This window comes from Glutamicibacter sp., assembly GCF_035257265.1.
In the GTDB taxonomy this organism is placed as follows: Bacteria; Actinomycetota; Actinomycetes; order Actinomycetales; family Micrococcaceae; genus Glutamicibacter.
The window spans coordinates 30,534-43,303 of record NZ_DATEXC010000019.1 but is presented as its reverse complement, the minus strand read 5'-3'; the positions used below and the strand labels follow the sequence as shown (position 1 = coordinate 43,303).

The window sequence follows — 12,770 nt, the reverse complement described above, 5'->3', positions numbered from 1 at the left end:
GCCTGCGTCTCTTCGGCCTGCCGCAGCTTATGCGGCTGAGGCGGAAGGGTCTCATCAACTTCGTCAACACCAAATGTGGTGTGGAAGCCGATGGCGGTTTCGCTCTGATTCGGCAAATCGATATCGTAGTCGGCGACCACGTCGGCCTCGATTACCGGGTCGATACCCGCACTACCGCCGATGGCTTCGGTTTCAACTACCGGGATGGTGCGACCTACCGGACCGTTGACTCGATCTTGGAATCCGTGCACCTCACGCGCTCCGGCGTACTCCACCAAGTGGACCGTACGCGCATCCCCTGGCTCGAAACGCACCGCTGTGCCGGCAGGGATGTCCAGTCGGAACCCGCGCGCTGCCACACGGTCGAAGTCTAGTTGCGGGTTGGCCTCGGCGAAATGGTAGTGGGACCCGACTTGAATGGGGCGGTCGCCACGATTGGTCAGGTTGAGGATTCGGGTCTCTTGACTTGCATTACAGACGATTGGGTCGTCGGCGAGGATGTATTCTCCAGGTTTCATCTCTGCTCCCGTCCTAACGAATCGGATTGTGGACGGTTACCAATTTGGTTCCGTCGGGAAAAGTGGCTTCGACTTGGACGTCGTCAATCATCTCGGATATTCCGTCCATCACGTCTTCGCGGGTTAGGATCGTAGTGCCATAGCTCATCAGGTCTGCAACGGTGCGTCCGTCGCGCGCCCCCTCGATGAGTTCGTAGGTAATGATTGCCACGGCTTCGGGGTGGTTTAGCTTCAAGCCGCGTTCTTGTCTGCGGCGAGCTAGATCGGCTGCAACGACGATCATTAATTTCTCTTGCTCGCGGGGAGTTAAATGCATCAGGTCCCTTCCAACATATATACAAATTGACGGTAGCTTGATGCTGTCAGACTTGCTCTAAATCAGGCTTACATCCTGCATTTAAGGCAAGGATAGCAGAGCCAGCCCGAAGGTCGCTGACCTCAGGAAAGCGCATCAAGTGTCGCGCAAGGCAGATTGCACCACCCATTGTCCCAAAACATCAGTTTCACCCTGTCAAACATTGATTACGATAAGTAAAAGTTGCGTTTACGCTGTTCATGAAAGGTGCGCAGACGGTAGATCGCTTTTCATCTATGGGACTCAATTTCAGTTACCAGCCGAGAATACGCTCAATGCTTCGGAACACGCTGGCGGCGAGAAGGACAACTCGTCTGCAATGGCAGTTTCAAGACGACTTGGAGATGGCTCCTGAGACCCACACGGATAAGGTTAGTTTCAATAACACTAGGTACCACCGCTGATCGTAAAAGGAAATATTTTTGACTTGGTTCAAACGCAAAGAAATCATCAATCCAGAATCCTTCAACCTCGCTCTAGCCCAAGTGCCACAGCTTGAGGGACCCGGATTTGTTCTACGGGCAACAAGTGTCCCGGCCGGATTCAAATTCCGCTCATTGGCTATAGCCGCGGAATTCAACATTGTTCTTGGCGCGGGCTGGTTTCTTGCCGAGGATTTGAGAACTTTTTTTGGCGGAAGAGTTTCTGTTGCCGAATCGTGGGCCGGCAGCCAAAGCGACCTGTTTTTGTGCCGCCAGGCCGATATTCCGCGGGACTCAATCGCAGCTACTGCCGTCCTAGCTCAGCCGGAACTACCTAAGGACTCTGCGGTCCTGCTGCGCCAGATGGAGGAAAAGCTAGAGATCGTTTTGTATTTGGATATTGCTCAGCTTGAGCGGATCAACTCGTGGGTTCGGGACCTTCCTGAACTCTGAGTAACCCCTCAGTCCGAGTAGCACTGCACTATTCAAACCGCTTGATCATCTTTTTCCCATGATGCAATTGGGCCAGGAATGACATGGAAAAGTGGGTGGACGGGAATCTCAGCCGAGGGCCGTTCGGCGAGCATCAGGGCATCCTGCGGTGAGCGCACTTCGAGTTTCCGCAGCAGGTGGCGATATTCGAAATTCAGCTGTTCACTGGTTACCGCTAGTTGACCACGCTGGGTCGCGAGGTCCGGAAGCAAAATTTTGGATGCGTCAAAATGATAACCACGCCGTAGCGACTCGTCTAAGATCCCCTGCAGGTAAGCCCCTACAGTTGTTAATGGCTCGGCTGTCGACTGCAAACGCACCAGCTGCGGGTGGTTCGTGTAACCGGAGGTCTGCCCGGCCAGCACTTTCTGTGCCAGTAAGGTCTCGCGCCAACAGGCGACGAGACCTTTTGTGTCTAGCAATTCGGGATGTAAAGACCAAAGGCGCATCATCCTAGTTTAGGTGGTTACGAGGTAGGAAATTCGATGATCTCGCTACGAATGAGGAACCGTTTGCCCTCGGGTGCTTCCAGCGAAAAGCCGGACCCCCTGCCGCTAACAACGTCGATTGTCAGTTTGGTGTGCTTCCAATATTCAAATTGTTCTTTAGACATCCAAAAATCAATTGGGCCTAGTTCTTCACCCGACGCATCGTTGAGTGCTAGGACTCCGAGGAGAATGTCCGCATTGCCGGTTTTGAATTCGCCTGCCTGAAAACACATAGGGGAAGAACCATCACAGCAGCCACCTGACTGGTGGAACATCAGCGGGCCATGAATGGCCCATAGTTTGCGCAGCAGTTCTAGTGCTTCTTGGGTAAAGGCAACGCGAGAAAATCCTTCTCCAGCAATGACTGCCCGAGACTCTGTAGCCGTGCTCATGGTGTGCTCCTTTGCATTTTTTGGTTAAGCATCACCGCCCGGATGCAACGACTATTCGATGCATCCGGGCGACGATCCTCAGCTAGCCCGTTAAGGCCAGTGTCCTACTCTTACAGGCGGTAGTCCATGTTTAGAAGAATCCGAGCTTGTCTTCTGAGTATGAGACCAGCAAGTTCTTGGTCTGCTGGTAGTGGTCCAGCATCATCAGGTGGTTCTCGCGTCCGATACCCGAAGACTTGTAGCCACCGAAAGCCGAGTGAGCTGGGTAGGCGTGATACTGGTTGACCCACACACGACCCGCCTGGATGGCGCGCCCTGCACGGTAGGCCACGTTGCCGTTGCGGCTCCAGACGCCCGAACCCAAGCCATACAGGGTGTCATTGGCGATCGTGATCGCCTCGTCATAGTCCTTGAATTTGGCGACTGCTACCACGGGGCCGAAGATCTCCTCTTGGAAGATGCGCATGTCGTTGGTGCCTTCAAAGATGGTCGGCTGCACGTAGTAACCACCGGACAGCTCCCCGCCCAGGTCCGCGCGTCCTCCACCAAGCAGCACCTTGGCGCCCTCGGCCTTACCGATATCCATGTAGGACAGGATCTTCTCGAGCTGGTCGTTGGATGCCTGGGCACCCATCATGGTTTCGGTATCCAGCGGGTGGCCCTGCTTGATGGCCTTGGTACGGGCAATGACGTCACCCATGAAGCGGTCGTAGATACTTTCCTGGATCAATGCACGCGATGGGCAGGTGCATACCTCGCCCTGGTTAAGCGCGAACATGGTGAAGCCCTCTTGGGCCTTGTCGTAGAAGGCATCATCCTTGTCCGCGATGTCCTCGAAGAAGAGATTCGGGGACTTGCCACCAAGTTCGAGGGTGACCGGGATCAGATTTTCCGAGGCATACTGCATGATCAAGCGACCCGTGGTGGTCTCACCAGTGAACGCGATCTTGCGGATGCGCTTATTGCTGGCCAGTGGCTTGCCGCACTCCACGCCAAAGCCGTTGACGACATTCAGGACGCCGGCAGGCAGCAGATCACCAATCAATTCCATGAGAACCAGAATCGAGACCGGGGTCTGTTCCGCAGGCTTGAGCACAATAGCGTTACCGGCCGCCAAGGCTGGCGCGAGCTTCCACACGGCCATGAGGATAGGGAAATTCCAAGGGATAATTTGGCCAACTACGCCCAGCGGTTCGTGATAGTGGTACGCGGTGGTATCTTCATCCAGCTGGGAAAGGCTTCCTTCTTGGGCGCGAATAGCGCCAGCGAAGTAACGGAAGTGGTCCACAGCTAAAGGCAGATCGGCGTTGAGGCACTCGCGAATGGCTTTGCCGTTGTCCCAAGTTTCGGCCACTGCCATCATTTCGAGGTTTTCCTCGATGCGGTCCGCAATCTTGTTTAGGATGACCGCGCGTTCAGCCGGGCTTGTCTTGCCCCAGGCTGGAGCCGCTGCGTGGGCTGCATCCAAGGCTACCTCGATGTCTTCTGCAGTGGAGCGCGCCACTTCGCAGAAGACCTTACCGGTTACCGGAGTGACATTTTCAAAGTACATCCCCTTAACCGGAGCAACCCATTCGCCACCAATATAGTTCTCGTAGCGTGGATTAAAATCGACCAATGCCCCATCGGTGTTTGGATTTGCATAAACGCCCATTGCTGCACGACTCCTTAGTCAGTCATCCTGGCCACGATGTCTTCACCGCGGAACCTTGAATGTGACTCTAGTCACGCAAAGGTTGCAAGTAGGTTGCAGTCAAGTTCCACTATTCGTCCAGCCCTTGAACCTCAGCAACGATGAGCGAACGAGCCGGTGAATCTGCTGGAAGTTCCCGCAAAGCCGCACGCAACAAATCCGAGTCAGCCAATTGACGGCCCAAGTTCAACAGCTGATGGGCAGTACCTTGATCCAGAACCATCTCTCGCAACGCAGCTTCAGCACGGTAGCGCAGCAGCATAATTCCTGGAGCTTGCGACCGCGCGAGCATCCCTGGCGAATAAATCTGCAACGCGGCGTCCAGATCGCCTTCTTCCAAAGCCTTCCAAAGCCGGCCAATTGTTGTTTGCAAACCCCATTGCAACCGATAGGGCCGCGAGGTCAATGTCCTCCCAGGGACCATCGCAAGCACCTTGCGTAACCTGACTATTTCAGCCCTAGCGGTGCCTTCCGCCGCCGCATCAGGCCTTTCAAATAGCTCCTCGACAAGCTGAGCCGTACTCAGCCCTTCACGATATTGGGCTAGCAAAGTCAGAATTTCAGCGTGGCGCAGGGTGATCGGAACGGAACCTAGATGAGCACCATCGGAGCGACCAAGGTCTAGATAGTCCGGGTCTGCCACTACTCCAACACCAGGCAGGAGTAATTGAGTTTCTGCCGCCATCACCGCCGCTTGAAGTAGCGGTAGTGAATGCGTTGCAATGGCATCCGGCCCGCCAGTCAGATCAATTGCGCCGATTACCTGCCCGGTGCGTGGATCCCGAATGGGGACCGCGGAGCAGCTGTATTGGTGAGCTCTTTCGTAGAGATGCTCTGCACCCGAGACCTGGGAACCAGCGCCGGTAGCTAATGCCATCCCCGGTGCAGACGTTCCAACCGTTCTTTCTGCCCAGTCGGCGCCAGCCATGAAACCAACGCCTTCCGCTTGGCTCAGGGCACCATGACTGCCTGCGACCCACAACAAGGTGCCGCCGGTGTCAGCTAATGCGACTAAGAGGTTGGCGTCAGTTGCGGCGGGGACCAAGAGTTTTTCGAAAACCGGCCAAATACGTTGCAACTCGCTGCGCTCTCGGGCAAGCCTGAGCCGCTCATCGCTGAGCACGGAGGGGACTTGGATTGCGCTGGAATATGCCAATGAGCGCTTCCAAGATTCACGCACATCACTGCGCAGTGGCAGTTCCGCCACCCCAGCTTCCTGGGTCTCCAGAAGCTCATGGGCGTGCTGGGCACGGCGTGATGCGCCGGTCCAATCTATGGCGGACTCGCCCATAACTCTCCCCTATCCAGCAACCTGGATTTGTGCATTGTTCACAAGCCTAAGTGAATGCCGGTGGCTTGAGAAGAGCCACCCCCACGTCAGGGATCACGCCTGCCTTAGCGCCGCGAAACTCCGAAGCATACTTGAACGCTCTCGGATCCATGAAAACAATAGGACAAATCCCCTACAAATACCTCAACATCTGGGCGACAAGTTTACTATCTAAACTTTTTACCCACTCTCCCCTGCACCGCTCTTGTAAACCGTTCACATCAGGAGTATCGTACAACCAAATGGTTGTATATGAATTGAGCGAAGAACAGACTAACAAGGTCTTCCGCGCCTTGGCAGATGCCACACGAAGAGACATCGTGCGGCGGACTCTACATGCCGAGGTGAGCATTTCGGAGCTGGCAGCAAGTTACGACATGTCTTTTGCAGCAGTGCAAAAGCATGTTGCCGCACTGGAAGTCGCCGGTCTGGTCAATAAAATCGCGCGTGGCCGCGAACGCATAGTTCGCGGGCAGCCAGACACCATCCGGCATGCACAAGAACTACTCACATCCCTAGAAGATATCTGGCGCCAGCGCATCAGCAGGCTCGATGATTTCCTCTCCGACGAGGCTACCTAAGGAGTATTCCCATGCCCGTCACATCAGTTGTCAAAGATCCAGAAACCCTCTCACTGACCGTCCATGCGGAGTTTCCGGTCAAGGTATCCCGACTCTGGGATGCCTATCTAGATGCGCGGCAAATCGAGAAGTTTTGGGGACCGGTCGAGTACCCAGCAACTTTCACCCGCCACGATGCCACCCCAGGCGGCCGTTCGAACTACCACATGACTTCCCCCGAGGGCGAAGAATTCCATGGCTACTGGGTATGGAATGAAGTTGTCGACCAGAAGTTCTTCGAAGTCACCGACGGTTTCGCAAATACCGATGGTACCCCGAATGCCGATTTGCCCACTACACGTACGGTCTTCTCCTTCGATCCAACTCCCGAAGGAACAAAACTGACGATTACCGCCAACTTCGATTCTGTTGAGGAACTGGAACAGATCGTTGAGATGGGCATGATCGACGGAACCCGCTCGGCGATGAGTCAGATCGAACAGGTCCTCATCGATCTGCGCAACTATGGGCAAACATTCAGCACTGATGCTCAGATTCTGTCCGACACTCAGGTACGCATCAGCCGTCTGATTCGCGGAACCCGCGACCAGATCTGGCGCGCACATCATGAGGTGCAGCTTATGAAGCGTTGGATGCTGGGGCCGGATGGGTGGAGCATGACCGAATGCGTCACTGCGCAAGATGTCGGAGACACCTACCGATATTGGTGGGAGCCACAGTCCGAGGAAACCGGTCAAGGGTTCGGTTTCACCGGAGCCGTGCTTGAGTCCTTGCCACAGTCCTACGAACGGACCACTGAGCAAATGATCGATACCGATTATCCGGCGACCGTCAACGAGTCAACCTTCACCGAGACCATCACGGGCACCTTACTGTCCGTGGTCGTCACCTACCCGGATATTCAGACTCGGGACATGGTGCTGGCCACCGGAATGATCGACGGGATGGAGGCCAGCTACGCACGTCTCGAATCGTTACTCTGAGCGCGATTCACCCCACATCCGGCGTGCATTCATGCGCAAATATGAAACACTTGGAACTATGACTTCCCATAATTCACGCGCAGGTCTGGATAAGCAGGCCACCCAGGTCCAAGACATGTTCGACAAGTTGGCACCTCGTTACGACTTGCTTAACACTCTGATGACCGGCGGCATCGTGAACTACTGGCGCAAGATCACCACCGAGGCGATTGCTCCGAAGCCCGGCGAGCGCATTCTCGATCTCGCCGCGGGCACCGGCACCTCTTCGGTACCGCTGGCCAAGGCCGGCGCCAAGGTGACCGCCTGCGACATGTCCCATGGCATGCTCGCTGAGGGCCGCAAGCGCTACCCTCAGCTTGAATTCGTCTACGGCGACGGCACCGATCTGCCATTCGAAGACAATTCCTTTGATGCGGTCACCATCTCCTACGGACTACGCAACATCTCTGACACCGAGAAAGCCTTATCCGAGATGCACCGCGTGACTAAGCCGGGCGGTCGCATTGTGGTGGCAGAGTTCTCCACCCCCACGGTGACCCCCATCAAGCAGGCTTACAAGCAGTTCCTGCCTCGCGTGATCCCAGCCTTGGGATACGTCGTTTCGCCAAACCCGACGGCCTACGCCTACCTAGCCGAGTCGATCGCTGCCTGGCCAAACCAACAGGACCTAGGTCAGAAGTTCATCAACGTCGGTTGGAAGAACGTCGAGTTCCGCAACCTGACCGGCGGCATTGTCGCCGTACACCGCGCATGGAAGTAACCCTTCCGCAGAATTAACCTTTCGGTTCGCATCCAACGCTGGATGCGAACCGAAAGCTTTTAACGCTGTTTTTCTTTCGTGTTGCTGGCATGCTTGGGTGCATGAGCCTGCTCCCTCGTGAAGCACCCCGCACCGCCCTGAGCTGGAAGCTACTGCCAGCGGCCTTACTCTCGGTCTCCGGCGTACTACTTTTCGGAGTTGAAAACGATCTGCCCGGCTATGGCCTGCTTGCCTTGAGCCTGCTCACGGCTGCACTAATCGACCGCAGGCTCGCCCGTCATCTGGCGCTCATAGCCGCAGGGCTGGCCATCATCAGCCTTGTCCCGCTCAACGCCGACTTGAGCTTGGGACATATGGCGCTGATGGGCAGTGCGCTGGCACTGGCCGTAGTGGTTCCTTGGCTGGTTTCGCGGTTCGTATACCGCGAGAAAATCATCAAGTTCCCGGTGAATACCGGGCGTAAATGGCCGCTGACCGCCAAACTGTATCTGCTCGGGGTCGTGGCTCTGGGCTACTTCATCTTGCCGGTGTATCTGATCAGTACCGGCGCCTATCAAAACTGGCCGGACGCCTCGGATCCAACCATCTTCTGGCGACTCTTCCTCGGAGTGAATTCCGTAGGCATATGGGACGAGCTATTTTTCATCTGCACCACCTTCACATTGTTGCGACAGCACTTCCCTGACTGGCTAGCGAACCTCTTGCAGGCGGTGATCTTCTCCTCATTCTTATGGGAGATCGGCTACCAATCCTGGGGCCCCTTGTTGACGTTCCCTTTCGCATTGCTGCAGGGCTACACCTTCAAATTGACCAAGTCACTGACCTATGTCATCTCGGTACACCTGATCTTCGACTTCGTGCTCTTTTTGGCGCTGGTTCATGCGCACAACCCGGACTGGCTGCCGATTTTCTTATACTGACTGTTCAACGGCTCAGACTGCGCTGTTAGGGGTGGCTTGTGAAAAAGTAAAATATCCGACGGTAGCGCGATTCTCCGCCACAAATAGGACTATTTCTAACCTGTGACCCGTTCCATTCACAGCAACCATCTGATGTACACGGGCGAGGGATACTCTAATGGCCAAAAACCATTGCATTGGTTCGCACGCTGCAACTGACAAGGACTCTCACCCGAAGAGTTCAAGTCTTGCAGAAGGTTCGCCATCACCTTGCGGACGCACGTTACGAACATCGAGATCCCTAGCGTCGCATATTCAACAAATTCACAAGCCACCCCTGTTACACTCAAATACATGGATATCCGCTAAGCACGCCAATGACCTCGCACCACAGTTCGGTGCACAACGTTCATTTTGGCTACCGGCTTCGGTATCCCTTTTTTTGTTGGTTCCCCATGGGTTGAGCCAGCTTCGCGGTCCCCGTGTTCGGCAGCCTCTTCATACCCGGGAGAGGACCAAATATGTCTTTGACTCCACCAATAAAACTACACAACCTCAGTTTCAACTGGCCTACCGGCGAGCGCGCCTTGACCGACCTGGAAGCCGTCTTTCCATCAGGACGCACTGGCCTGACCGGCATCAACGGCAGTGGTAAGTCGACTCTCCTGCAGCTCATTGCAGGCCAGTTAACGCCAACTGCCGGATCCGTGGAAGCCTCCAGCGATCTCGCCTATCTGCCACAAACTCTCACCTTGCACCATGACACCACCGTGGCCGAGCTGCTAGGAATTGATAACACTTACCGTGCGCTGAAAGCTATAGAATCCGGGAGTATAGACCCGGCAGATTTTGATGCCGTCGGCGCCAATTGGGATCTCGAAGCCCGGCTGGAAGCCGAACTTAGTCCTCTGGGGCTGGAATCACTAAGCTTCAAACGTCAGGTCAGCACGCTTTCCGGCGGGGAGGCAATGCTACTGGCAGTAATCGGTCTGCGTCTAGCGGCATTACCAATCACGCTGCTCGATGAGCCAACGAACAATCTCGACGTACCGACTAAAGAATTGCTCTACGGACTGGTGCGTTCATGGAAGGGAACGCTAATCGTAGTCAGTCATGACATCGAGCTTCTGGAACTGATGGACCACACAGTAGAGCTGTATGCGGGAAAGCTCCGTCTTTTCGGAGGGCCCTACAGCGTGTACCGCGAACAGCTGGCGACCGAGCAGCAAGCAGCCGAACAAGCCGCGAAAACGGCGAACGCTTCATTGAAGGTAGAAAAACGTCAACGGGTAGATGCCGAAACAAAACTTGCCCGCGCCAAACGCAAGGGGCGAGCTGAACAGCTAGGTGGTGGACTACCGAAAATCCTGGCCAATCACTTGCGCCAAAAGTCCGAGGCGAATGCCGGAAAAATGCGTTCGAATCTGGACGGAAAGGTTGAACAGGCGCAGAGCAAACTTGAGCAGGCTGAAGTTCGTGTCAGATCGGAGGAGCATATCAATGTGGAGTTGCCAGATCCAAAACTTCCTGCCAGCAGACAAGTGGCTCAGTTTAACTACCCTAGCGGGAGCCACATTATCCAAGGTCCCGAACGGGTGGCTCTTACCGGACCCAACGGTTCGGGTAAAACCACCTTGCTGAACCAACTGCTGAGCGCGGAACCATCCGAGGCTGAACTCTCGGGCAAGCTTTTCCTCGAACGCGTTGGGTACTTGCCGCAACGTTTAGTGGGCCTCGACGAAAACCGCAGTGCAGTCGAGAATATTAGTCAGGTAGCTCCCTCGGCCACATCAGGGCAGATTCGAAATATGCTCGCGAGGTTGTTATTACGTGGCGCTAGTGCAGACCGCCCACTATCTGCACTGTCCGGCGGAGAGCGTTTCCGCGTCTATTTAGGTTCGCTACTCTTGGCTGAGCCCACGGTTCAGTTGCTGATCCTTGATGAACCAACAAATAATCTGGATATCGATAGTGTGCGTCAACTCTGTGAGGCGCTAGGGGCCTACCGCGGCGCGTTGCTGGTAGTCAGCCACGACCAGAAGTTCTTGAACCAGCTGGGACTGGATTACTTATTAGAGCTGTCGATTGATGGTTCCATGACGAAGTCCTACCCCACACCGGTTTGCTAACCCGATGGCGGTGTGTTGCCGGTTTACACTAGATCAAAGCACACCGCCGAGGACCCCGAAAGCAAGTTGAATATGTCCTACCCCCAGCGCACCGTCGAAGTAGTCACTACCGGCCTGGTTATCGATCAGTCTGCAACCCTGCTCTGGACCGACATTCGACGTGCCTTCATTTATGAAACAGGCTCCGGCCACGAAGCACTAACCTGCGCCGAGTTCATGCTCACCGAGGGCTACAGCGTAGAAATCAATAGCCAAATGCCCGGATGGGATCTGGCAATCGAGCACCTGCCCCAGCGCATCGAGAATTTAGTCGACGAACGCTAGCAACTACGAGGAGTATTCCATGGCCACGATAGTTCTTTTCCACCACGTCCAGGGGCTCACCCCCGGAGTTCAAGCTATGGCCGCCGAATTACGCGCAGCTGGCCACAGCGTACATACTTTGGACCTGTTTGCAGGAAAGCTTCCCAAAGATATCGACGCCGGAATTCGCATGGCTAATAAGCTAGGTGAAGATAAAATCCAGGAGCGGGTCGACAAGTTTTTCTCGAAGCTTCCCGAGGAATTGGTTTATATCGGCAGCTCGTGGGGTGCCGCTCTGGCTCAACAGTGCGCCCAGCAACGGACAGGGGCTCTCGCAGCAGTCCTGTTGGAATCCTTCGTGGACGTAGAAGCAGACTGGAGCTTCGGCCCATGGCCGGAAAACGTTCCGGTACAAATTCATGGCATGGATGAAGACCCATTTTTCGCGGAAGAAGGCGATTTAGAGGCTGCGCAACGCTTCGTCGAAGGCGAAGGCCACGAACTCGCACAGCTATTTACCTATCCGGGCAACAAACACCTGTTCACCGACACCTCGCTGCGTTCCCACGACCCTGAAGCGCGCGCTGTGGTCATGGACCGCGTGATCAAATTTTTGGAACCTTTCGCCTAAAACAGGCACATGCTGAACTGGTTATCCACATATTTCCCTGAGCGACCCCAGATTCCTTGATGTGCTCCTAGGCTGAGCTGACTAACACCACCTCACTCAGCTCTGAGGAGCAGATCATGTCTGTCAGCAAAAAACGACATCCCCGTAGCGCACAGCAACGTCACCGCGAACGGGAACGACTCGAAATCAAGGATCGAGCCGCTTATCGTCAGCAGCGATTCAGTCAGGCCATCGATAAGCTCTGCGAAGCCGATGGGACCCTTGAACTGGAAGCGGCTATACGCTGCGTGCAGAAAATTGTTCCGGACAAAAGGGAGCTGCTTTCGACTTTTCTCTACGCCACGCCTGCAGACATTCTTGCCGGCCGCCGAGGATGGAAGTCCCTCACCAATGACTTTGACGATAACGACGCAGAACTTTGGATCTACACTCCATCTATCCCAAAAGATTGGGATGAGCACTCGGTAGACCAACCCACTGAGCTCGCTTGGGACGGTGACTATTACACACTGATTCCCGCGATACGAGGCGGCATACGCTCAAGCCGAACCGTTTACTACGACAACCCGTTCCGGCTAATTCGAGAAGTACCCACGATCGAGAGCTGGTGAGAAGCAATCCCTCGCATTCTGCCCGGCAAATAAAAGAAGAATCCCGCCTCCCCTAGTCATCTAGGAGAAACGGGATCTTTATATGGTGCGCCCTGCGGGGTTCGAACCCGCGACCAATGGATTAAAAGTCCAGTGCTCTACCAACTGAGCTAAAGGCGCACGGCCTAAGCCAAAGTCCATAAT

Annotated in this window: 14 protein-coding genes, 1 tRNA gene and 1 pseudogene; 9 read left to right on the top strand and 7 right to left on the bottom strand. The window is 55.1% G+C overall.

The window, feature by feature from the left end:
* Nucleotides 1-221 precede the first annotated feature (221 nt).
* Both VJ369_RS03935 and VJ369_RS03930 read right to left on the bottom strand, forming a co-directional pair.
* Nucleotides 222-518: pseudogene (locus VJ369_RS03935) on the bottom strand (urease subunit beta); the annotation flags it as partial.
* A 13-nt stretch (nucleotides 519-531) separates the two neighbouring features.
* Nucleotides 532-834, bottom strand: coding sequence for an urease subunit gamma (locus VJ369_RS03930; RefSeq protein ID WP_324090822.1), 303 nt, complete (start codon nucleotides 832-834; stop codon nucleotides 532-534).
* Between the two features lie 461 nt (nucleotides 835-1,295).
* On the opposite strand from VJ369_RS03930, the gene VJ369_RS03925 reads away from it, so the two are divergent.
* The gene (locus VJ369_RS03925) at nucleotides 1,296-1,748 is read left to right on the top strand and encodes a hypothetical protein (RefSeq protein WP_324090821.1); all 453 of its coding nucleotides are present in this window, start codon (nucleotides 1,296-1,298) and stop codon (nucleotides 1,746-1,748) included.
* A gap of 32 nt (nucleotides 1,749-1,780) precedes the next feature.
* Here VJ369_RS03925 and VJ369_RS03920 read toward each other — a convergent pair whose 3' ends face one another.
* From VJ369_RS03920 to VJ369_RS03905, 4 genes are all read right to left on the bottom strand, one after another.
* Nucleotides 1,781-2,236: a pyrimidine dimer DNA glycosylase/endonuclease V gene (locus tag VJ369_RS03920; RefSeq protein ID WP_324090820.1), complete on the bottom strand. Its 456-nt coding sequence runs from the start codon at nucleotides 2,234-2,236 to the stop codon at nucleotides 1,781-1,783.
* 17 nt (nucleotides 2,237-2,253) lie between these two features.
* Nucleotides 2,254-2,667 carry a DUF779 domain-containing protein gene (locus tag VJ369_RS03915; RefSeq protein ID WP_324090819.1) on the bottom strand — a complete coding sequence of 138 codons (414 nt, stop codon included), beginning with the start codon at nucleotides 2,665-2,667 and terminating at the stop codon, nucleotides 2,254-2,256.
* Between the two features lie 130 nt (nucleotides 2,668-2,797).
* A complete protein-coding gene (gene adh / locus VJ369_RS03910; protein ID WP_324090818.1) occupies nucleotides 2,798-4,321 on the bottom strand; it encodes an aldehyde dehydrogenase in 1,524 nt (507 codons plus the stop codon).
* A 109-nt stretch (nucleotides 4,322-4,430) separates the two neighbouring features.
* The gene (locus tag VJ369_RS03905; protein WP_324090817.1) at nucleotides 4,431-5,651 is read right to left on the bottom strand and encodes a helix-turn-helix domain-containing protein; all 1,221 of its coding nucleotides are present in this window, start codon (nucleotides 5,649-5,651) and stop codon (nucleotides 4,431-4,433) included.
* A 281-nt stretch (nucleotides 5,652-5,932) separates the two neighbouring features.
* Between VJ369_RS03905 and VJ369_RS03900 the strand changes: the two genes are divergently transcribed.
* The 8 genes from VJ369_RS03900 to VJ369_RS03865 all read left to right on the top strand — a co-directional run bounded on the left by VJ369_RS03900 (nucleotide 5,933) and on the right by VJ369_RS03865 (nucleotide 12,587).
* Nucleotides 5,933-6,271 carry a helix-turn-helix domain-containing protein gene (locus VJ369_RS03900; protein WP_324090816.1) on the top strand — a complete coding sequence of 113 codons (339 nt, stop codon included), beginning with the start codon at nucleotides 5,933-5,935 and terminating at the stop codon, nucleotides 6,269-6,271.
* A gap of 11 nt (nucleotides 6,272-6,282) precedes the next feature.
* Nucleotides 6,283-7,254, top strand: a complete 972-nt coding sequence (locus VJ369_RS03895; protein WP_324090815.1) for an SRPBCC family protein — start codon at nucleotides 6,283-6,285, stop codon at nucleotides 7,252-7,254.
* 58 nt (nucleotides 7,255-7,312) lie between these two features.
* Nucleotides 7,313-8,014 carry a demethylmenaquinone methyltransferase gene (locus VJ369_RS03890; protein ID WP_324090814.1) on the top strand — a complete coding sequence of 234 codons (702 nt, stop codon included), beginning with the start codon at nucleotides 7,313-7,315 and terminating at the stop codon, nucleotides 8,012-8,014.
* 101 nt (nucleotides 8,015-8,115) lie between these two features.
* Nucleotides 8,116-8,934, top strand: a complete 819-nt coding sequence (locus VJ369_RS03885; RefSeq protein WP_324090813.1) for a CPBP family intramembrane glutamic endopeptidase — start codon at nucleotides 8,116-8,118, stop codon at nucleotides 8,932-8,934.
* A gap of 500 nt (nucleotides 8,935-9,434) precedes the next feature.
* Complete coding sequence (locus VJ369_RS03880; RefSeq protein WP_324090812.1) at nucleotides 9,435-11,042, top strand: ABC-F family ATP-binding cassette domain-containing protein; 1,608 nt, start codon at nucleotides 9,435-9,437, stop codon at nucleotides 11,040-11,042.
* Between the two features lie 72 nt (nucleotides 11,043-11,114).
* Complete coding sequence (locus VJ369_RS03875) at nucleotides 11,115-11,366, top strand: hypothetical protein (protein WP_096256816.1); 252 nt, start codon at nucleotides 11,115-11,117, stop codon at nucleotides 11,364-11,366.
* A 19-nt stretch (nucleotides 11,367-11,385) separates the two neighbouring features.
* The gene (locus tag VJ369_RS03870; RefSeq protein WP_324090811.1) at nucleotides 11,386-11,976 is read left to right on the top strand and encodes a dienelactone hydrolase family protein; all 591 of its coding nucleotides are present in this window, start codon (nucleotides 11,386-11,388) and stop codon (nucleotides 11,974-11,976) included.
* A 116-nt stretch (nucleotides 11,977-12,092) separates the two neighbouring features.
* On the top strand, nucleotides 12,093-12,587 hold the full coding sequence (locus VJ369_RS03865; RefSeq protein WP_324090810.1) for a hypothetical protein: 495 nt from the start codon (nucleotides 12,093-12,095) through the stop codon (nucleotides 12,585-12,587).
* An 83-nt stretch (nucleotides 12,588-12,670) separates the two neighbouring features.
* Here the strand turns inward: VJ369_RS03865 and VJ369_RS03860 are convergent.
* Nucleotides 12,671-12,746, bottom strand: a tRNA-Lys gene (locus VJ369_RS03860).
* Nucleotides 12,747-12,770: the final 24 nt, after the last annotated feature.